The sequence below is a fragment of the Sphingobium jiangsuense genome (genome assembly GCF_014196495.1).
Taxonomy (GTDB): domain Bacteria; phylum Pseudomonadota; class Alphaproteobacteria; order Sphingomonadales; family Sphingomonadaceae; genus Sphingobium; species Sphingobium jiangsuense.
This window is the reverse complement of sequence record NZ_JACIDT010000002.1, coordinates 22,182-42,605: the sequence shown is the minus strand read 5'-3', so window position 1 is coordinate 42,605 and position 20,424 is coordinate 22,182. Positions and strand designations below refer to the sequence as shown.

The 20,424-nt window shown below is 67.1% G+C and carries 17 protein-coding genes, 1 tRNA gene and 1 pseudogene; 8 read left to right on the top strand and 11 right to left on the bottom strand.

The features are described 5' to 3' along the window. Nucleotides 1-7 precede the first annotated feature (7 nt). The 4 genes from GGR43_RS02575 (at nucleotide 8) to GGR43_RS02560 (ending at nucleotide 3,936) form a co-directional block, all read left to right on the top strand. The gene (locus tag GGR43_RS02575; RefSeq protein WP_188070396.1) at nucleotides 8-1,456 is read left to right on the top strand and encodes an oligosaccharide flippase family protein; all 1,449 of its coding nucleotides are present in this window, start codon (nucleotides 8-10) and stop codon (nucleotides 1,454-1,456) included. Beyond that, on the top strand, nucleotides 1,453-2,781 hold the full coding sequence (locus GGR43_RS02570; protein ID WP_188070395.1) for an O-antigen ligase family protein: 1,329 nt from the start codon (nucleotides 1,453-1,455) through the stop codon (nucleotides 2,779-2,781). The genes GGR43_RS02575 and GGR43_RS02570 overlap by 4 nt, the downstream gene beginning before the upstream one ends. A 52-nt stretch (nucleotides 2,782-2,833) precedes the next feature. After that, complete coding sequence (locus tag GGR43_RS02565) at nucleotides 2,834-3,748, top strand: glycosyltransferase family 2 protein (RefSeq protein WP_188070394.1); 915 nt, start codon at nucleotides 2,834-2,836, stop codon at nucleotides 3,746-3,748. Between the two features lie 111 nt (nucleotides 3,749-3,859). Next, nucleotides 3,860-3,936, top strand: a tRNA-Pro gene (locus GGR43_RS02560). A 130-nt stretch (nucleotides 3,937-4,066) separates the two neighbouring features. Here GGR43_RS02560 and GGR43_RS23930 read toward each other — a convergent pair. Continuing rightward, nucleotides 4,067-4,396: pseudogene (locus tag GGR43_RS23930) on the bottom strand (tyrosine-type recombinase/integrase); the annotation flags it as partial. A gap of 66 nt (nucleotides 4,397-4,462) precedes the next feature. On the opposite strand from GGR43_RS23930, the gene GGR43_RS02550 reads away from it, so the two are divergent. Together GGR43_RS02550 and GGR43_RS02545 are read left to right on the top strand one after the other, a co-directional pair. Further along, nucleotides 4,463-5,905: a mannose-1-phosphate guanylyltransferase/mannose-6-phosphate isomerase gene (locus GGR43_RS02550; RefSeq protein WP_188070393.1), complete on the top strand. Its 1,443-nt coding sequence runs from the start codon at nucleotides 4,463-4,465 to the stop codon at nucleotides 5,903-5,905. Between the two features lie 86 nt (nucleotides 5,906-5,991). Next, on the top strand, nucleotides 5,992-7,071 hold the full coding sequence (locus GGR43_RS02545) for a L,D-transpeptidase family protein (RefSeq protein ID WP_246343296.1): 1,080 nt from the start codon (nucleotides 5,992-5,994) through the stop codon (nucleotides 7,069-7,071). 7 nt (nucleotides 7,072-7,078) lie between these two features. On the opposite strand, the gene GGR43_RS02540 is transcribed toward GGR43_RS02545, so the two are convergent. The 4 genes from GGR43_RS02540 to GGR43_RS02525 form a co-directional block, all read right to left on the bottom strand. Further along, nucleotides 7,079-7,339: a hypothetical protein gene (locus tag GGR43_RS02540; RefSeq protein WP_188070392.1), complete on the bottom strand. Its 261-nt coding sequence runs from the start codon at nucleotides 7,337-7,339 to the stop codon at nucleotides 7,079-7,081. 34 nt (nucleotides 7,340-7,373) lie between these two features. After that, nucleotides 7,374-9,089, bottom strand: coding sequence for an NADPH-dependent assimilatory sulfite reductase hemoprotein subunit (locus tag GGR43_RS02535; RefSeq protein ID WP_188070391.1), 1,716 nt, complete (start codon nucleotides 9,087-9,089; stop codon nucleotides 7,374-7,376). An 11-nt stretch (nucleotides 9,090-9,100) separates the two neighbouring features. Then, nucleotides 9,101-10,909, bottom strand: coding sequence for an assimilatory sulfite reductase (NADPH) flavoprotein subunit (locus GGR43_RS02530; protein WP_188070390.1), 1,809 nt, complete (start codon nucleotides 10,907-10,909; stop codon nucleotides 9,101-9,103). Nucleotides 10,910-11,084: 175 nt separating this feature from the next. Next, nucleotides 11,085-11,495, bottom strand: a complete 411-nt coding sequence (locus tag GGR43_RS02525) for a MarR family winged helix-turn-helix transcriptional regulator (protein WP_188070389.1) — start codon at nucleotides 11,493-11,495, stop codon at nucleotides 11,085-11,087. An 80-nt stretch (nucleotides 11,496-11,575) separates the two neighbouring features. Between GGR43_RS02525 and GGR43_RS02520 the strand changes: the two genes are divergently transcribed. Then, a complete protein-coding gene (locus tag GGR43_RS02520; protein WP_188070388.1) occupies nucleotides 11,576-13,351 on the top strand; it encodes a chloride channel protein in 1,776 nt (591 codons plus the stop codon). Here GGR43_RS02520 and GGR43_RS02515 read toward each other — a convergent pair. Both GGR43_RS02515 and GGR43_RS02510 read right to left on the bottom strand, forming a co-directional pair. Beyond that, nucleotides 13,348-13,782 carry a DUF6306 domain-containing protein gene (locus tag GGR43_RS02515; protein ID WP_188070387.1) on the bottom strand — a complete coding sequence of 145 codons (435 nt, stop codon included), beginning with the start codon at nucleotides 13,780-13,782 and terminating at the stop codon, nucleotides 13,348-13,350. The two genes, GGR43_RS02520 and GGR43_RS02515, sit on opposite strands and share 4 nt — an antisense overlap. Then, nucleotides 13,779-14,627, bottom strand: a complete 849-nt coding sequence (locus GGR43_RS02510; protein WP_188070386.1) for a LysR family transcriptional regulator — start codon at nucleotides 14,625-14,627, stop codon at nucleotides 13,779-13,781. The genes GGR43_RS02515 and GGR43_RS02510 overlap by 4 nt, the downstream gene beginning before the upstream one ends. Before the next feature lie 215 nt (nucleotides 14,628-14,842). Here GGR43_RS02510 and GGR43_RS02505 point away from each other — a divergent pair, with 215 nt between their 5' ends. After that, the gene (locus GGR43_RS02505; RefSeq protein ID WP_188070385.1) at nucleotides 14,843-15,469 is read left to right on the top strand and encodes a peroxiredoxin; all 627 of its coding nucleotides are present in this window, start codon (nucleotides 14,843-14,845) and stop codon (nucleotides 15,467-15,469) included. Nucleotides 15,470-15,650: 181 nt separating this feature from the next. Here the strand turns inward: GGR43_RS02505 and GGR43_RS02500 are convergent, their stop codons facing one another. Genes GGR43_RS02500 through GGR43_RS02485 form a run of 4 tightly spaced genes read right to left on the bottom strand, consistent with a single transcriptional unit; the run spans nucleotide 15,651 to nucleotide 20,273 of the window. Beyond that, complete coding sequence (locus GGR43_RS02500; protein ID WP_188070384.1) at nucleotides 15,651-17,093, bottom strand: efflux transporter outer membrane subunit; 1,443 nt, start codon at nucleotides 17,091-17,093, stop codon at nucleotides 15,651-15,653. Then, complete coding sequence (locus GGR43_RS02495) at nucleotides 17,087-17,986, bottom strand: efflux RND transporter periplasmic adaptor subunit (protein WP_188070383.1); 900 nt, start codon at nucleotides 17,984-17,986, stop codon at nucleotides 17,087-17,089. The genes GGR43_RS02500 and GGR43_RS02495 overlap by 7 nt, the downstream gene beginning before the upstream one ends. A 2-nt stretch (nucleotides 17,987-17,988) precedes the next feature. Then, entirely contained in the window at nucleotides 17,989-18,213 is a 225-nt protein-coding gene (locus GGR43_RS02490; protein WP_188070382.1) for a DUF1656 domain-containing protein, read from the bottom strand. Next, nucleotides 18,210-20,273 (bottom strand): FUSC family protein, encoded by a 2,064-nt coding sequence (locus GGR43_RS02485; RefSeq protein ID WP_188070381.1) that lies wholly within the window; start codon nucleotides 20,271-20,273, stop codon nucleotides 18,210-18,212. The genes GGR43_RS02490 and GGR43_RS02485 overlap by 4 nt, the downstream gene beginning before the upstream one ends. Nucleotides 20,274-20,424: the final 151 nt, after the last annotated feature.

The following is a 20,424-nucleotide window of genomic DNA, read 5'->3' as shown; positions in this document are numbered from 1 at the left end:
CCTCCCGATGTCGTCCCCCCTGTACCGGCATACGCTGATCTACCTGTTCGGCCGCATCGGCCCCGCGCTGCTCAATCTGGTCGCGACCGCCATTTTCACGCGCCTTGCCGCGCCGGGCGACTATGCCGCGCTGGTGCTGTCGGTCGCCGCCGCGCAGCTGGGCAGCGCCGGCCTGTTCCAATGGTTGCGGATGAGCGTGCTGCGCTATGCCGTGGGCGATGACGCGCCCAGGGTGATCGGCACGATAACGCGCCTGTATCTGGCGCAGGGGCTGGTCTGCACGCTGCTGATGGTCGCGCTCTGCTTCCTCCTGCCCGCATTCGGCCTGCCCTGGATCGTTGCCATCACCTGCGGCGTGATGACGCTGGCCCAGTCGTGGTTCGACTTCACCCAGGAATTGCAGCGGGCGGCGCTTCAGCCGGTGCGCTATTCGCTGTCCTTCGCGGTGCGGGCGCTGCTGGCGCTGGCGCTCGGCTCGGCCGGCATCTACCTGACCGGCAGCGGCTTCGTGCTGGTGCTGTGCGTCGCGCTCGCCTATTTCCTCGCGCCGATCCCGTTCATGGGCGCGATGTTCGGCCGGCCGGATTTCAGCCGCGACCCGGAACTGACGCGGCGGATCGTGCGATACGGGCTGCCGCTGGGGCTGGCGCTGATGCTCAACAATCTGGGCGTCACGGCGGATCGCTTCATCGTCGCCTATCTGCTCGGCGCGGAGGCGGCCGGGCTGTATGGCCCGACGGTGGAACTGGGCCGCCAGAGCATCTTCACCCTGCTGCAAAGCGTGACGCTGGCCTGCTATCCGCTGGCGATCCGCGCGCTGAAGAACCATGGCACGCAGGCCGCCGTCGAGCAGATGGCGAAGAATTTCGGCTTCCTGATGGTGATCGCCCTGCCCGCCGCCGCCGGGCTGGCGGTGATGCGCGTCGAGATCGCGCAGATCATGCTCGGCCCGCTGTTCCGCGACACGGCGGCGCAGCTCTTCCCGCTGGTGGCGGTGTCGACGCTGCTGCTCAGCCTCAACACCTTCTATTTCATCCAGGGCAACCAGTTGGGCGAGAATACCGGCGGGCAGGCGACCGTCGCCGCGATCGCCGCCGTCGCCACGCTGGTCCTGAATTTCCTGCTGATCCCGGCCATGGGCCTCAAGGGCGCGGCGGTCGCGGCGGTGCTGTCGCAGAGCGTTTCGCTGGTCGCCTCGATCATCATCAGCCGCCGCTCCTTCCCGCTGCCGATACCGCCCGCCCATCTGCTGCGGCCGGCGGCGGCCACCGCGATCATGACCCTGGCCATCCTCGCCGCCCAGCATGCCTGGCCGGGGATGAACCTCGTCAGGACGCTGGGGCTGTTCTGCGTGGCGGGGCTGGCCTATGGCGCGGGTGTGCTGCTGACCGATGCGGGGGACATGCGGCGGCTTTTCTTCAAGGCCGTCAAATTCAAAAAGGGACTTCTATCGTGAAAAGGGCGGGATTCAGGCGGGCTGGCGGGCTGCGCTTCACCGGCGAAATGATCTATGTCGCCTTTGCCATCGCCTTGTGCAGCGGCGGCCTCAATCATCTGGTCGTCGATCCCGTCGGGCTGGTGGACAGGCTGCAAAGCGGGCAGGCTTCCTGGCTGGCCCGCCTGCTGCCTTTTCCGGGCTATCTCTATGTCGCCTATGTGATGCTGCTTTCGCCCGCCCATTTCGTGAAGACGCTCAATTCGCTCGGCATCTTCCTCGTCCTCACTCTCGCCTGCGTGCTCTCCAGCCTCTGGTCGCTGTCGCCGGTCGATACGCTGATCCGAAGTCTCATCCTGGTGGCGGCGACCTTGTTCGCGGTCGCCATTTCCGCCCGCTTCGACAGGCGGGAGGTGCTGCTGATCGTGGGGCTCGCCCTCGTCATCGTGTTCCTCATGGGCATGGCCGCCTTCCTCGCCGCCCCTTCCATCGGCCAGCATCAGGACAAGCTCTACCCGTCGATACGCGGCCTGTTCCTGCACAAGAACGTGGCCGGACGCACCTATGTCATCGGCATCCTCGTCGGCCTGTCCCTGTTCTACGCCCGGCAGTTCCCGCGCTTCGGCCTCTTTGTAACGGCATGCTGCGCCGCCGGGATCGCCGCGACCCTCTCGGCTTCGGCGCTCATCAACATGGTCACGATGTTCGCGCTGTTCCCCATATTGAAAATCTATCACTGGAAGCCGCAGGTCGCCCTTTTCCTCATCGCGCTGCTGGGCTTCGCCGTCTGGCTCCTCTTCTATTTCGAGGTGGTGGACCTGATCATCGAATCGGTGCTGGGCAGCCTGGGCAAGGATACGACCCTCACCAACCGCACCTTCATCTGGGAACAGCTGATCAACCTGCTGACCAGCGGCCCGCACTGGATACTGGGCTATGGCTATGAAGGCTTCTGGACATCGCCCGAAGGCGCGATGCTGACCTTCGACCCGCGCTATTTCGTGCCCGGCCATGCCCATAACGGCCTGCTCCAGACGGTCGTCGCGCTGGGCGTGCTGGGCGGCGCGCTGCTGGTCTATGGCTATCTGAAGCTGCTGGTGCGGAAGTTCACGCTGCTGGCGAAATATCCCGACGGGCTCTGCATGTTCGACGCGGCCTTCATGATCTTCTTCTTCATCACCAACATGACGGAGCAATCCGTGCTGAGCGATGACGGATTGCTGTGGATCATGTTCATAATCGTGGCGACCCTGCGCGATCCGGTGGGCAGGGCCAGCGCCCGTGGCGGCCTTCGCCTTCCCCGCCCCGGAAGCCCCGCCGTCCCCAGCTCGCTTCCCCGCGCCTGAGGTCTTCATGCGCGGAACCCCTCAGGCACAGGCCCAGGATGGAGATCAGGATTTGAGCGCCCCCGTCGTCAGCATCGTCATCCCCTATTATAACCGCAGGAACACCATCGACCGGGCGATGCGGTCGATCGCGGACCAGAGCTTCCGGGCCTTCGAAGTCGTCATCGTCGACGACGGATCGACCGAACCGCTGCAGGCGGCGGATGTCGAGTGCCGGGGCTGCGACGTGCGCATCCTCCGCCAGGACAATGCGGGCGCGAACGCGGCGCGCAACCGGGGCATCATGGCCGCGCGCGGCAAATATGTGGCGATGCTGGATTCCGACGACGAATTCCTGCCCCATCATCTCGAAAACGCGGTTGCGGCCCTCGACGCCGCCCCCGCCAATATCGCGGTGTTCAGCCCCGTCATCGTCGACAGGGGAAACGACAAGCGCTTCATTAAGCCTCCGCGCGCGCCACGGGAGGGAGAGCATATCGCCGATTATCTCCTGCGCGACAGGGGCTTCATCCAGACCTCGACGCTCGTGCTGCCGAGGGAACTTGCGCTGGCCACCCAATATGGCGCCGGGCTGCCCTACGGACAGGACAAGGATTTCGCCATCCGCCTTTATGACCATGGCGTCCGGTTCCGGATGCTGCCGGACCCGGCGGCGATCTGGGCCGACGGCTTCGATCCCGACCGCGTATCGAGCAAGGCGGTCGCCGGAAGGCGGTCGGAATGGCTGGACAGCGTCAGGCCCATCATCACCGACAGGGCCTATCATGGCGACCGGGGCTGGAGCATCGCCCGCTCCTACCGCCGAGAGGGACAGGGCGCCAAGGCACTGTGGCTCTATCTCAACGCGCTGGCGCGCGGATGCTATTCGCCCCGGCTGGCGCTGATGATCTTCACCCAGATTTTCGTGCCGGAGAGGAGCTATCGCCGGCTGATCGACTTCATCGGCCCGCTGCTGAACAGGGCCTGAAACCCGTGGAGATTGCAAGACCGAAGAATTCTCCGATTTGGCCTTGCACAATCGAATCCAGCATTCTATGGAGCCCCCCTGTCTTGCCGAAACCAAGCGTTTCGGCCCGGTCGGGGAGTAGCTCAGCCTGGTAGAGCACTGTCTTCGGGAGGCAGGGGCCGGAGGTTCGAATCCTCTCTCCCCGACCAAAAAACCTTTGATATTCCATTTTGTTATCCCAATAAAGACATGATCCAACGGTTCATATTGAACCTTGGGCCTTGCGCTCGATAGCGCTGACAACGCTCGCAGATGGTCCTGGCTGAACCTCGCATAATATTTCTGCGTCGTCCGGTCGTCGTCATGGCTCATCATTTGCGCCGATTCTGGCATTGAGACACCCGATTCGGCGGCCCAAACCGCGCCAGTATGGCGCAGGGTATAGGGCGTCGCATGGACACCGCTCCTTTCGCTGGCGGCCTGGAACGCCTTCTTTATGTTCGCAACCCGCTTACCACCGCGCTCGATCACATACATGGAAGTGCGCGCCTTGAACGCCGCCTGTAGCGCGGCAAGCAAGGTATCGCCTATCGCAACGACCGTGCGGCGCTTGGCTAAGCGCCGGATGACGGATATCGATGCGCCGATAGGAATTTTTGGTTGCGCCACAGCAAATTTCGGGATTTGAAGCCTTCGTGGCTACAGGGCCTGTGTCAGGTGCAACGGAGTGTGTTTATGATCCGCCAGAATATCGTTCCCGTCATATTGGCCGGTGGATCGGGCACGCGCCTTTGGCCCTTGTCGCGCAAATCCTATCCGAAGCAGTTCGTGCCGCTGCTGGGCGAGGAGACGCTGTTCCGCCAGGCGGTGCGGCGCCTGTCGGGCGAAGCCGACGGGCTGCATTTCGAAAGGCCGGTCATCCTGACCGCCACCGATTTCCGCTTCATCGTGATGGAGCAGCTGGGGCTGGAAGGCATCGAGCCCGGCGGCGTGCTGATCGAGCCCGCCGCCCGCAACACCGCGCCCGCCATATTGGCCGCTGCCCTGCATCTCATGGCATCCGACCCCGAAGCGATCATGCTGGTCGCGCCGTCGGATCATGTCGTTCCCGATGCCCCCGCCTTTCAGGCCGCCGTCGCGCAGGGCATCGAAGCCGTGCGCAACGGCGATCTGGTGACGTTCGGCATTCAGCCGACCCATGCCGAAACCGGCTATGGCTATCTGGAGCTGGCGGCGAAGCCGGACGCGGACGGCACGCCGGTCAAGCTGGCCCGCTTCGTCGAGAAGCCCGATGCGGAGCGCGCCGGGGCGATGCTCGCGGCAGGCAATTATATGTGGAACGCGGGGATCTTCCTGTTCGCGGTCAAGGACCTGATCGCCGCGTTCGAACGGCATGCGCCGAGCCTTGTCGGCCCCGTGCGCGGCGCGGTGGAGCAGGCGCAAACCGACCTCGACTTCCTGCGCCTCGCGCCCGGTGCGTGGGAGGAGGTCGAAGATATTTCCATCGATTATGCGATCATGGAACGGGCGTCCAACCTGTCGGTCGTGCCCTATGGCTCCGGCTGGTCGGATCTGGGCGGCTGGGATGCCGTCTGGCGCCATTCCGACGCCGATGAGAACGGCGTCGCCCTTTCCGGGTCGGCCAATGCGCTCGATTGCCGGGATACGCTGCTGCGCTCGGACAGCGAGGGGCTGACGGTCGTCGGCCTGGGATTGAGCAACATCGTGGCCATCGCGATGAACGACGCGGTTCTCATCGCCGACAAGAGCCGCACGCAGGATGTGAAGGATGTGGTCGACCTGCTGAAGCAGAAGCAGGTGGCGCAGGCGACGCATTTCCCCAAGGATCACCGCCCCTGGGGCTGGTACGAAAGCCTGCTCGTCGGCTCCCGTTTCCAGGTCAAGCGCATCACCGTGCTGCCGGGCGCGTCGCTCAGCCTGCAAAGCCATTTCCACCGCTCCGAACATTGGATCGTGGTGGAGGGAACGGCGCGGGTGACGGTGGATCAGGAGGTCAAGATCCTGACGGAGAACCAGTCCATCTATATTCCGCTCGGCGCTGTCCATCGCATCGAAAACCCCGGCAAGATCCCGATGGTGTTCATCGAGGTCCAGACCGGCGGCTATGTCGGCGAGGACGATATCGTCCGCTATGAGGATAAATATGCGCGGGAGTGACGCGCGCCGCTGAACGGACAGGCAGCGCGCGCAGGAACCCGACGGACTCCCGGCGCGTTCCCTTCCCAAAAGGAAGGAGACCCTGCTTGAAAATCCGCGCCTGTTTCCCCGCCGCCACCCTGTGCCTCCTTGTCGCCTGCCAGCAGCCCGCCGACACCACCCCTCCGCAAAATCCGCCGGAAAAGCCCTCCCCCAACGCCCAGTTCGAGGCGCTGCGCTTTGCCGATGCGAAGGAAGGCGGCGGCGACTACCGGCCGCCCGACATGATGCAGGTGGAGGTGATCCTCGACCGGCTGGGCTTTTCCAGCGGGGTGATCGACGGCAAGGCGACGCCGCTGGACGAGCTGGCGCTGCGCGGTTTCCAGACCGCCCACAAGCTCCAGCCCACCGGCAAGCTGGATGACGCCACCAAGGCCGCGCTGCTGCGCTGGAAGGATGTCGCGCCGGTCCGGCTCGTCACCATTCCCGCCGAATTCGCGAAAGGTCCGTTCGTGCCGGACCTGCCGCACCAGAATGCGGCGCAGGCCAAATATGACCATCTGGGCTATCGCGACCTGATGGAGGCGCTGGCCGAGCGGTTCCACACCACGCCGGAAACGCTGAAGGTGCTCAACGGTCCCGAACTGAAACCCGGCCCCGGCGCGGTCATCCGCGTGCCCAATGTCGCCGATGCCGACCCGACCAAACTCGGCACGGACGAGCGCGGCTGGAACCGCACGCTGATGATGCTGGGCGTATCGCCGGATCAGCCCACCGCCGCCCGCGTGGTGGTGGACAAGTCCGACGGCGCGCTGCGCGCCTATGCGGAGGACGGCGCGCTGCTCGCGCAGTTCCCCGCCACCATGGGCAGCCGGCATGATCCGCTGCCGATCGGCAAATGGACGATCCAGGGGGTCAGCCGCAATCCCGACTTCCATTACAACCCCAAGCTGTTCTGGGATGTCAGCGACGCGGCGAAGGACCATCTGCTGAAGCCCGGCCCCAACAATCCGGTCGGCGTGGCGTGGCTCGACCTGTCCAAGGAGCATTACGGCATTCACGGTACGCCCGAACCGGCGATGATCGGCAAGAGCGAAAGCCATGGCTGCGTCCGCCTGACCAACTGGGACGCGGCGCGCCTCGCCCAGATGGTGAAGGCGGGGACACCGGCGATATTTCAGGAATGAGGGCGCCTCAGGCGGGCGTTTCGACCAGTTCGACGATCTCGAACGCGTAGCTTTTCCAGCCGCGCATGCGGGCGGCTTCCTCGGTGGCGATCCGCTTTTTGCGGGCCTCCGCGAGGGAGCGGCTATGCCCCCAGAACACCTCGGTCTTGCCGTTCTCCAGCTCGGCGACGATGCGCCAATAATGGGTGAAGGCGTCGGTGGTGGGGCCGATCGTCTTCACATAGCCGTCGGGCATGGTGGCCGTCAGATAGCGCCGCTTCTTCTTCATGACCGGCCCGATCTGCCAGAGGCGGCGCGCGCCTTCAATCGTTGAAATAGCGCCCCTCGGTCACTTCCCGCACGATCCCGGCGCGAATGGTGAAGTCGCCGAAGCGCTCTCCGGGCTGGCGCTCCCGCGCATAGCGGCCCAGCACCTCGTCCAGCACCTCCAATATCACCCCTTCCCCCACATTTTCGCGGATCATGCGATTGAGCCGCTCGCCGTGGAAGCCGCCGCCGAGATAGAGATTATATTTGCCCGGCGCGCGCCCTGTAAAACCGATTTCCGCGATATAGGGACGGGAGCAGCCATTGGGACAGCCGCTCATCCGCACCGTGATCGGCTCTTCGGAAAGGCCGTGTCGCGCCAGCATCGCCTCCACCTTGTCGAGCAGGCCGGGCAAATAACGCTCGCTCTCCGCCATGGCGAGGCCGCAGGTGGGCAGCGCCACGCAGGCGATGGCGTTGCGACGGATCGGCGAGACGCTTTCCTCCTCCAGCCCATGCTCGGCCAGCACCGCGTCGATCGCCGCCCGGTCCTCCGGCCGGACCCCGGCGATGATGACATTCTGGTTCGGCGTCATGCGGAACGTGCCGCGATGGATATGCGCAATGTCGCGGAACGCATCGAGCAGCTTCAGGTCCAGCCGCCCGTTCTGGATAGTGACGGTGCGATGCAGCCGCCCGTCCGGCGTCTCGTTCCAGCCGAAGCTGTCGCCGTTGGAGGTGAAGGCGTAGGGCCGCGCCTCCTCGAACGGCGCGCCCATCACCCGCTCGATCTCCGCCTTGATCCAGCCCAGCCCCTTGTCGTCGATCGTATATTTGAAGCGCGCCCGCGCCCGGTCCTTGCGGTCGCCATAGTCGCGCTGCACCGTCATCACCGCGTCGGCGCAGGCGATCATCCGGTCGGCGGGGATGAAGCCGATCACGCTGGCGAGCCGGGGATAGGTTTCGGGCGCCTGATCCGTCCGCCCCATGCCGCCGCCGATCGCGACGTTGAAGCCTTCCAGCCCTTCCGGCCCGCCGATCGCGATGAAACCCAGATCCTGCGCATAGACGTCGATATCGTTGGACGGCGGCAGCGCGAAGCCGATCTTGAACTTGCGCGGCATGTAGGTGCGCCCGTAGAAAGGCTCCTCCGATTCCGAGGACGCGACGCGCTCGTCCCCATACCAGATTTCATGATAGGCGCGGGTCCTGGGGATCACATGATCGCTCACCCGCTTGGCCATCGCCGCGACCTCGGCATGGAAGCGCGAGCTTTGCGGATCGACCGTGCACATCACGCCGCGGCTGTCGTCGCCGCAGGCCGCGACGGTATCGAGCAGCGTTTCGTGCAGCCCCTGGATGATCGGGCGCAAGCTGTCCTTCAGCACCCAGTGGAACTGGAAGGTCTGGCGCGTGGTGATACGCAGCGTCCGCCCGCCATGGGCGCGGGCCAGTTCGTCGAGCTTCAGCCATTGCGCGGGCGTGCACACGCCGCCGGGCAGGCGCACCCGGATCATGAACTGAAAGGCCGGCTCCAGCTTCTGCCGCCGCCGCTCGTCGCGCACATCGCGGTCGTCCTGCTGATAGATGCCATGGAATTTCATCAGCTTGACGTCATCGGCAGATGGCACCGCGCCGGTGATCCGGTCGAGCAGGCCCTGCTTGATGGTGCCGCGCAGATAATCGCTGGCGTCCTTCATCCGCTCGTCGGCACTTAGCCGGTCGAGCGGTTGCGAGAGGTCGTGGCTGCGGTCGATGGTCTGGCTGGTCATGCTCTGCCCTCTCAATAGACGTCGCGCTGGTAGCGATGGTCGGCCTGCAACGAGCGGACATAATCCTCCGCCGCCTCGCGCCCGGTGTGCGCCTCCTGCGCGACGACATCGATCAGCGCCTGATGCACGTCGGGCGCGAGATTGGACGCGTCGCCGCAGACATAGACATGCGCGCCCTCCTCCAGCCAGGCGAAGAGGTCGCGCGCCTGCTCGCGCATCCGGTGCTGGACGTAGACCTTGTCCTGCCCGTCGCGGGAAAAGGCGACGTCCATCCGCCCCAGCGTCCCGTCCTTCAGCCAGCCCTGCCATTCCGTCTGGTAGAGGAAGTCGGTGCGGAAATTGCGCTCGCCGAAGAACAGCCAGCTCTTGCCGCCCGCCCCGCGCGCCTCGCGCTCTTGCAGGAAGGCGCGATAGGGCGCGACGCCAGTGCCCGCGCCGATCATGACGATCGGGGTGTCGTCGCCGGGCAGGCGGAAATGCGCGTTGCTCTGGATATAGACGGGCAACTCGCTGTCCGGCTCCGCCCGGTCGGCGAGCAGGCAGGAGGCGACGCCGCAGCGCGTTTCGCCATGCAGCTCATAGCGCAGCGGGGCGACCGTCAGATGCGCCTCGTCCGATACCGAGGCAAGGCTCGACGCCAGCGAATAGAGGCGCGGCTGCAACGGGCGCAGCGCGGAGACGAAGCCCTGCGGCATCACCGGCGACACCGGATAGCGGCGGACGATATCGATGATGTGGTGGGTGCGCAGAAACACGGACCGCTCGCCCGCGCGGTCTTCCTGCTGCAACTGGCGCAGCGCCCCCGCCTCGCTGATCAGCGCCCAGTAATCGAGGAAGCGCGGGGTCGCGGCGGTGATCTCGAACCGGTGGGTCAGCGCCTCGCCCAGCGCCAGTTTCTGCCCCCTATGCTCGAACTCGGTATCGGCGGAGAGGGCCAGCGCGTCGAGCAGCGCGGCGACAAGCTGCGGGTCGTTGGAGGCGGCGATGCCCAGCGCGTCGCCCGGCTCATAGCGCAGGTCGGAGCCTTCGAGCGAAAATTCGATATGCCGCGTTTCCTTGCTCGACCCCCGGCCGACGATCGGGATGTTGTCGAGGATGCGCGCCGGGAACGGGTTGCGCTTGTCGAACAGCGGGACGGCGGCCTGTGTCATGGGGGCGGCCGCCGAAGCGGGAACGGCGGCGGAGGCTTCGCGCGTTTCGGCGGCGAGCTGCGCGACGATCGCCCCGGTCCAGGCGGCGGCGGGCTCCTCATAATCGACGTCGCAATCCACCCGCCCGGCGAGCCGTTGCGCGCCCAGTTCCTCGAACCGCTGGTCCAGGCGCTTTCCGGCCTGGCAGAAATATTCATAGGTCGAATCGCCCAGCGCCAGCACGGCGAAGCGCACTCCCTCCAGCTTCGGCGCCTTGCGGCCCTCGATGAATTCGAAAAAGCCGGTCGCGGGCTGTGGCGGATCGCCCTCGCCATAGGTGCTGACGATGACGAGCAGATCCTGCTCCTGCCCCAACTGGCGGACCTTGTAATCGGCCATGTCGATCCGCTTGCATGCCAGACCGGCGGCCTGCGCGGCCTGTTCCAGCGCCAGCGCCAGACCGGCGGCGTTGCCGGTTTCCGTTCCGTAAAGGATGGTCAGCGAACGCGCGTCCGCGGCAGCGGCGGATGACGCCGGTTGCGACAGGGGGCGTCGCAAACCGGCGTCAAACCCGGCAAAATAGCCGCTGATCCAGCGCGCCTGCATCGGATCCAGCGACCGGGACAGTTCCTCTACCAGCCGCACCTGCTCCGGGGTCAAGGCACTCCCCGGAAATTCCGATGTCGTCATTCGCGCTTATCCTCGGCGTTCCGCGCCTCTTCCCCGCGCTCCGGCCTGCAACAGGATCCTCTCCGGGCGCCGGATAACAGGCAGCGTCTTTCACTCAGGCCCCGACTGTGCGCGCGGCAATAGCATAAGGCAAACGACTATTATTTGTGTTTAAACACAATATATTTGCACTTAATCACGCAATCTGGTCGAGCAACTGGGAAAGAACCGGCCGCATGCGCTGGATTTCCTCGCGGTGGATGGCCGACAGCGCGTCCAATATCTCATAGGCGCGGGGCGTCAGGCGCAGGCAGGCGCGGCGCCGGTCGTCCGCCGCCGGTTCGCGCACGACCAGCCCCAGCGCCACAAGACGGTCGACAAGGCCGGTCGCGCTGTGCGGCTTCAGGATCAGGCGCTCGGCGACGAGGCCGACCGTTGCCTGCCCCACCGGCGCCGCGCGGATCGCGAGCAGCGCCTGATGCTGCTGCGGCGTCAGCCCCATCTCTGCCGCCCATGTCTCGCTGAACGCCAGAAACCGGCGGATCGCGTGACGGAAATCAGCCAGCGCCCGATAATCCGCGTCGTCCAGTTCCCCGTCGCGCCCCATCGATTGATCTCCACCGTTGAATTATATCGCAATACGATATAACTGCCGCCAACCCAATAGCCGGAAAGCCCGTCCTGCCCATGTCGCTTACCCCAATGCGCGCCGTCGAGACACATCAATTGGCCGATCACAGCGTCGACCGGCGCATGGCGCTGCTCGCGCTGATGGCGATCGTCGTCGGCACCGGCGGGGCGCTGGGCGCGTGGCTGTTGGTGAAGCTGATCGCCATCGCCACCAACCTCTTCTGGTTCGGGCGGCTTTCCGCCGATCACAGCCTGATCACCGACGCGTCGGTCGGCCTGCTGCTGCCGCTCATTCCCGTCATCGGCGCGCTTGTCGTCGGGCTGATGGCGCGCTTCGGGTCGGACAAGATACGCGGCCACGGCATACCGGAGGCGATCGAGACGATCCTGTTCGGGGAAAGCCGCCTCTCGCTCAAGGTCGCGCTGCTCAAGCCGCTCTCCTCGGCGATCTCGATCGGCAGCGGCGGCCCGTTCGGCGCCGAAGGGCCGATCATCATGACCGGCGGGGCGATCGGCTCGCTCTTCGCCCAATGCTTCCACCTGAGCGCCGCCGAGCGCAAGACGCTGCTGGTCGCGGGCGCGGCGGCGGGGATGACCGCGATATTCGGCACGCCGCTGGCCGCGATCCTGCTGGCGGTCGAGGTGCTGCTGTTCGAATGGAAGCCGCGCAGCTTCGTGCCGGTGGTGGTCGGCGCGCTGGTGTCGTTCGCGTGGCGGCCCTTCCTCATCGGCTCCGGCCCGATGTTCGCGGCCGCGCTGCCGCTGCCCGGCACGTCGTGGGATCTGCTCGCCGCCGCCGCCATCGGCATGGCGGTCGGGGTGGAGGCGGCGTTCCTCTCCACCGCGCTCTATCGCATCGAGGATCTGTTCCACCGGCTGCCCGTCCACTGGATGTGGTGGCCCGCCATCGGCTCGGTCGTCGTCGGCCTTGGCGGCCTGATCGATGCGCATGTGCTGGGCGCGGGCTATGCGAGCATCCAGGGCCTGCTCGACGCGTCGCTGCCGATGCGGGCGATCGCCGCGCTGCTGGTGGTGAAGGCGGTCGTCTGGCTGGTCGCGCTCGGCTCCGGCACATCGGGCGGGGTGCTGGCGCCGATCCTGATCCTCGGCGGAGCGGCGGGCTTCCTGCTCGGCCAGTATCTGCCGGGCGAGCCGGGCTTCTGGGCGATGATCGGCATGGCCGGAATCATGAGCGGGGCAATGCGCGCGCCGATGACCGGCGCGCTGTTCGCGGTCGAGCTGACCGGCGCGTTCGACGCGGTGCCCTGCACCATCGCGGCGGCGGGCGGCGCCTACGGCGTCAGCGTGCTGCTGATGCGCCGGTCCATATTGACCGAGAAGATCGCCCGGCGCGGGCGGCATATCCTTCAGGAATATACGGTCGATCCGCTCGACCTGTTGCAGGCCGAGCAGGTGATGACGCGCGATCCCGCGACCCTGCCCGGATCGATGACCATCGGCGAGGCGGTCGCCTTCTTCGCGGCGGAGGCGGTGCACCGCAGCTATCCGGTGGTCGATAGCGAGGGCAGGCTGCTCGGCCTCGTGTCGCGCGCCGATGCGCTGCGCTGGCAGATGGACGCGGACGCCGCGCCGGTCCCGCTGGCCGAGGCGGTGTCCGACGCCGCCCAGCCGGTCGCCTATCCCGATACGCCCGCGGGCGTGGTGGCGGACCTCATCATCGAATCCGGCATCGGCCGGATCCCCATCGTCGCCCATGGCACGCGGCGGATCGTCGGCCTGCTGTCGCGTCAGGACCTGCTCAAGATACGCAGCGCCCATCGCGCGGCGGAAACGGGGCGCAGCCGCTTCATCGGCCGCAAGCGCGATGTTTAGCGGCCGGCGCGAAGCAGGTCGGCGGCCTGCTCGATATTCACCCTGTGGCTTTCGAGCATGTCGAGCAGGTCGGCGCGCAGGCCCTCTTCCTCCACCTGCGGCAGCAGCGCTTCCAGCCTGCGCACCACCCAGGACTGGCCGCGATTGAGGAAGGCGAGCCGCTCCCACGGGTCCGCAATGGCCATCGCCTTGCCGTAAAAGGCGCCGGTCCGGCGCGAAGGCCGCGCGCCCAGCCGCCGCACATGGCGCGAGAGCATCGCGCACCACCGCGCCTCGTCGCCGCGCACATGGCGCATCAGCGCGGCAAGCGCCTCGCCCGACGCGTCCCGGATGCTGGCGAGCGCCACCCGCGCCCCGGCCCGCTCTGCCTCCAGCAACTCGTCGAGCGCCGCGACAAGTTCTTCGCCACCGGCAGGCCCGGCTCCGCTCATGCCGTTATCGCGGCGGCGGCGCGCAGGCCGCTGCGGATCCTGTCCATCACCCCCGGATCGGCCTTGGTCGAATGCACGACATAGGCGGAATAGGAGAATTCCGGGCTGTCCGGCACCAGCGCCAGACGCCCTTCCTCCAGATAGGGGCGGATGAAGCCCTTGCGGAAATAGCCGCTGCCTCCCGTCGCGAGGATATAATCCAGCGCCAGCGGCCCATAGCTGATCGAAACGACCGCATTGGGCTGGTCCGGGAAGGCGGCCTGATAGCTGGCGGCGAAATCCTCGCCCCAGTCGATCTGGACATGATCCTCCGGGCCGAGCGGGCGGCTGGCCGGGGTGGTGCGGACCAGCACCAGCTTTTCCTCGAACAGCAGCTCGGCGATCACGCCGGGGCGGCTGGGCGCGGCATAGAGCACCGCGACGTCGAGCGCGCCGTCCTGCACCTGCTCCATCAGCCGGTCGGAGGCGGCGATCTGCGTGCTGACCGCGATTTCCGGGCATTCCCGCCGCATCCACAGCAGCCAGTGGCGCAGCAGCGGACTCCACAGGCTGAGTTCCGCGCCGACCGTCACCACCGTCTCGCGCCCCGGCGGCAGCGCGACGGCGCGGCGCGCGCGGTCCCACACCTGCACCAGCGTGGTGGCGAAGCGCAGGAACTGCTCGCCCGCCGGGGTCAGCTTCGCCCCGGCCTTGTTGCGGATGAACACCGGCCGGTCGAGCTGGTCCTCCAGCACCCGGATGCGCGCGCTCACCGCCGTCTGCGTCAGGTTGAGATTGGCCGCCGCGCTGACGAAGCTGCCCGTCTTGACGACCTCCAGAAAGGTGCGGGCGACGCTGATGTCCATGAAGCAAATTCTTTCATTTCAATAGATGTTATCATTCCAGTTTATGATGGATGATAGGCCAAAGCCTGCCCGACCACAAGAGCGGCAGGCAGGATGCCACCTTCCTACCGATACGGATTTATTATCATAAATATTGCATATAAATCCATATAACATTCGTTTGTTTAATGGTTTTCGCTGTTTCAGACTGCGGGTCTCTGCATGAAGGAGTCCCCATGTCCATCCAACTCGGTCAGGTCGCCCCTGACTTCGAACAGAACAGCACGCACGGCCGCATCCGCTTCCACGACTGGCTCGGATCGAGCTGGGGCATATTGTTCAGCCACCCGAAGAATTTCACGCCCGTCTGCACGACCGAACTGGGCGAGGTCGCGAAGCTGCGGCCCGAATGGGACAAGCGCAACGTGAAACCGATCGGCCTGTCGGTGGACCCGGTCGAGGCGCATCACAAATGGGAGGTCGATATCGAGGAAACGCAGGCCGCCAAGCTCGATTTCCCGATGATCGCGGACCCCGACGCGCTGGTTTCCACCCTCTACGACATGATCCACCCGGAAAGCGACCCCATGGTGACGGTGCGCTCCGTATTCGTGATCGACCCGTCGAAGAAGGTGCGGCTGATCCTCACCTATCCGCCCAGCACCGGCCGCAATTTCAACGAGATATTGCGCGCGATCGACAGCCTCCAGCTGACCGACGCGCGCAGCATCGCCACGCCGGTCAACTGGGAACCGGGCAGCCCGGTGGTGATCTCGCCCAAATTGTCGGAAGAGGAAGCCAGCCGCCAGTTCCCGCAAGGCTACAAGACGCTCAAGCCCTATCTGCGGATGGTGGAACTCTGAAAACTATGCAGGATCGGGTAGACATTTGGCTCAGGTGGAGCCGAAAAGTTCGCTTTCCGAGCATCGGAGCGCAGCGGACTTAAGGTCCGTGAGCACCGAAGCACAGGAAAGCGGGCTTTGCAGGCCCGCATGAGTCAAATGTCTACCCGATCCCGATCTTGTCTCCGGGAGCGGCTACTCCTTATCGGCTCCCGGAGGCACCCTCCGTCCCCTCCTCCATCCAGCCGCCGCCCAGCGCGAGGAACAGCGCGATCTGGTCCGCGTTCGTCGCTGCCTTCGCCTGCGCCAGCGCCTGCTCGGCGGCGACCAGATCGCGATCCGCCTCCAGCGCGGGCAGCGCCCCGACCTTGCCGCCGCGCCGAAGCTGCGCAGTGCGCGCGGCGACCCGCGCCGCCTCGTCCCGCGCGCGTTCCAGCCCCCGCTGCTGCTCCAGACCCGCCGCATAGCCGTCGAGCGCCGTCTCCACCTCCCGCAACGCGTTGAGCACCGCCCCGTCGAAGGCGGCGAGGTCGGCGCGCGCCTGCGCCTGCGTCGCCTCGATCCGCGCCCGCGCCGCGTGCCGGTTGAGCGTCCAGCCGATCAGCGGCCCCAGACCGAAACGGTTGGTCAGCGGCGAGAGGAAATCCGCCGCCGCGCCGGTCGATCCGATCGACGCGCCCAATCTTATGTCCGGGTAGAGCGCGGCGGTGGCGACCCCGATCCGCGCCGTGGTCGCGGCCAGACGCCGCTCCGCCATGCGGATGTCGGGCCTGCGCTTCAATAGCGCCCGACCGTCGCCCACCGGGATCCGGCGCGTCAGTTCGAGCGGCCGCCTGCACCCCGGCAGCGCCGGGTCGGCCTCGCGCGGGGTGCCGCCCGTCAGCGCGGCCAGCCGATACGCCGCGCCTCGTTGGCGCGCGCCCAGCCGGGGCAGGCCTGCGCGGCTCGCCTCCAGCAGCCCCTGCTGCCGGTCCAGCTCGAACCGCGCCGCCCGGCCATGGGCGATCAGCGCGCGCGTCAGGGCGATGCCTTTCTCCTGCACCGCGATGGCGCGGCCCAGCACCTCGATCTGATGCCCCGCATTGCAGAGATCGGCATAGGCCCGCGCGGTTTCCGCCGCCACGGTGACGCGAACGAGATCGCGCGCCGCCACCGCCGCCTCGGCATCCGCGCTCGCCGCCTCGATGCCGCGCCGGATCGCGCCGAACAGGTCGAGATCATAGCCGACCGCGGCGCCCGCATTGTAGATCTGGCGGACGGGAGGCTTCACATGCTGCAATTCCGCTTCGGCCGAACGCTGCGCCCAGCTGGTTTCGGCATTGACCATGCCCTGCACCTCGCGCGCCGCGCCGCGCTCGTCCAGCAGGGCGAGGCTGCGCTCCAGATTGGCCTGCGCCACCCGCAGGTCGGTATTCGCCGCCAGCGCCCGCGCGACCAGCCCGTCGAGCACCGGGTCGTCATACAGCTTCCACCAGCGGTCGGGCAGCGGCTCCGCCCCGGTCACCGCCGCCCCGGACAGAAAAGCGCCCTGCGCCGCCGGGGCGTTGATCTTCGCGGCTTCGGGCAGATGATAATCCGGCCCCACCGTCGCGCAGCCGCCGAGCAGCGCGGCGGCGAACAGGCTCGCAAGGCCGCGCCTCACCATGGCAGGCTCCGCCGCACGGCGCGTCCGTCGTCGCGGGGGTGGACGACGACCGTGGCGGTCTGGCCGGGGATCATCCGCACATTGGCCGGTATCGCGTCGATCGCGATCCGCACCGGAATGCGCTGCGCCAGCCGCACCCAGGTGAAGGACGGGTTCACATTGGCGAGCTGGCCGTCCGCGCCCGCCCGCTCCCGATCCTCGACGCCGCCTGCTATGCTCTCGACATGGCCCTTTATCTCGTCGGCGACGCCCATCAGATAGACGCTGGCGGGATCGCCCACGCGGATGGCGGGCAATTTGGTTTCCTCGAAATAGCCCTCCACCCGCATCGACCGGGTATAAACCAGCGCCAGCGCGGGCTTGCCCGCCGTCAGATAGACGCCCGGCTGCAACGAGACATTGGAAACCGTGCCGTCGACCGGCGCGCGCACGATCGTCCGCTCCAGATTGAAGCGGGCGAGGTCGCGCGCGGCGCTCGCCTGCCCGATCGCCGCGCGCAGCTCCTCGACGCGCGCCCGGCCCTGCTCGATCGCCTCGGCGGCGATCACATCGGTCATCGCGCGGTTGCGCCGATCCTCCCGCACCGCCTGCGCCAGCGCGGCCTGCTGGCTGGCGAGCACCGCCTGCGCCTGCTCCAGCGCGATCCGGTAGCGCGGCCGGTCGATGACGAAGAGGACATCGCCCCGCTTCACCTCGCCATTGTCGGCCACCCGCACCTCGGTGACGAGGCCGCTCACATCGGCGGCGACCGGCACCATGTCGGCGCGCACCTTGCCGTCGCGCGTGACCGGCTCGACCTGATAGCGGATCCACAGCGCGTAGATGGCCGCGAGGATGACAAGGAGGACGAGCAGCGTCGCGATCGAACGCAGCAGATTGTGGCGATGAAGCATGGTCAGGACAGGACACCGTGAGGAAGCAGGAGATCGGCGGAAGCGCTCAACCCCCACCAGAGCAGCGCGAAGAGCGCGAGTTCGAACAGGCTGGGGTGCCAGAGCAGGCGATATATCGGCAGGCGCTGGATCGGCACGCGCAGCAGATAGACGAGCACCGCCGCCCCTATCGCCCAGACGAGCGCGGCGGGCATGTAGACGCCCAGCACATGGATTTCCTCGATCATGGGCGCGCCTGCCCTCCGGCCAGCGGCGCGGCCGCCGGGAAGAGGTTGCACCGCATGCCGACCAGCGCGCGCAGGGCGGCGCGGCGCGGTTCGTCCGGCCCCAGCGCGAGCAGCGCGGACAGCGCCTCGTCTATCGCGCGCAGCATGCCGGGCGGCGGCGGATCGGCGCGGCCGTGGCGCCAGCGCGCGGCGTAGAAGCCCGACAGGCCGGAAAGCACCGCGCCCAGACGGTGGCGGGCATCGTGCGGCACATGCGGCAATGCCCGGCGGATCGGGATGATGTTGCGCCCGATGCGCAGGTCCGCCAGCCCGTCCGCCGCGTGCAGCGCGTCGCCCGGCGGGGCCACCGCCATGCGCGCGGCGACCTGTCCCAGCCGGTCCACCGCCTGCATCGTCCAGCGATCCGGCAGGAACGGCCGCCTGATGTCGGCAAGTTGCGCCAGCTCGGCCCAGTTGGACCGCAATATCCGCCGCGCCGTTCGCAGCACATTGGCGGAGCGGAACATCTTGGTGACGGCCAGGGTGGAGGCGATGCCCCCCAGCTGCGCCAGCCCGGTGTTGACGAACACCGCGAAATCACCCTGAAAGCGCGCCTGAAATCCCATGGCGACGATGAAGCAGGAGAACATCGGCAGCGCCTGCGGCGAGCGCGCCGGGTCGGCCTGGATATAGCCCATCCACAGCAGCGCCGGGGCAAGCGTGATGACGAGCATCTCATAGCCGTCGACGCGCGGCAGGATGACGAAGAGATAGAGCGCGGCGACCGGGAAGGTCCTGAGCGTGGCCGACAGATAGCGGCCGATGACCGGCGCCGGGTCGTCCTGCGTGGCGAAGGAACAGGTGATCAGCGCCGCGAACGCCGCCGTCGCCGATCCGCTGGGCCAGGCGAGCAATATCCACACCGCGCAGTAAAGCGCGATCGCGCTCGCCGTCGCCAGCCCGGCGAGCGCGGCGACGCCATGGTCGCGGGCGAGCGCGAACGGCTCGGTCGAAAGCGCCTTGAAGCCGGGCCTGCCGGGCGATCCGATCCGCGCGGCCAGCCTGCGGCTCGCGGCGAGAGCGGCGAGGAATTCCGCGATCCTGACGCAGGCGCTGGCGGTGAGCAACGAGGTCCAGTCCGCCCGCGCCTCCGCCTCGTCGGCCAGCGCCTCGCAGCGGCGGATGAGGAAGCCGGCGCGATGGACCGGGCTGCCCTCGTCGGCCAGCCAGGCGGCGATATCGTCGAGCAACTGCGCGAGCGGCGGCGGCAGCGCGTCCTGCCCGCGCAGCAGGTCGAGCCGGTTGGCGGCGGCGGAGGCCAGCGGCAGGATGTTCGCCAGCTGCTGCTGCAACGCCCTCACCCGCCGCTGCGTCGCGGGCGCCCAGCGCTGGTCGAACGGCAGGTGGACGGCGATCATCCCCAGTTCGGTGATGTCGGCCGCGAGCGTGCGCCGATGCTCGTTTTCCAGCCGCGTGTGGCGGCCCGCCAGCGCCTCGGCCGTCCAGCGGCAGGCATGGCGCAGGAAGGATTGCGCGCGGGCGCGGATCACCGGCGTCGCGCTCCACGGCTGGAGCAGCGCGTGCACGGCGGTCACGCACAGGATCGCGACCGTCATCTCCTGCACCCGCGCGATGGTGGTGTCGAAGATGTTCACCGGGTCGTCGAGATAGGGAAAGCTGATCACCGCCGAGCTGAACGCCGCCATCTGAAACAGGAAGGCGCGTGGCGTGCGATCCAGCACCGCGAGATAGATGCACAGGCCAGTCCAGCTCGAAAGGCACAGCACCAGCAGCTCCGGCGAATTCTGCAAATTGGGCACGAGCAGGATCGTGACCGCCGCCCCGGTCGCGATGCCGCCCAGCCGGTAGAGCACCTTGGGCCGGAACGCGCCCGCCATCGGCTGCGCCGTCACATAGACGGTCAGCAGCGCCCACCACGGGCGCGGCAGGCTGGCGCTGAAGGCGATGGCGAGGGTGATCGCCGCCGCGATGAAGCTGCTCAGCGAGAACAGCAGTTTCTGGGGATCGATGACCGGGGCAGGCAGCGACAGGCTGATACCGCGATCCGCAACAGGCTTCATCTTGGCGACCGTGACATATTTGCGGGATTGTCGCGATCACCAGCGATCGGGCCTACCCTCCCTTGGATTCGGGAACGCTCCATAGTCGCGCGCGGGCGCCGGGCCGTAGATCAAAATATTGATGGATAAGCACAAATATTTTGCATGATGG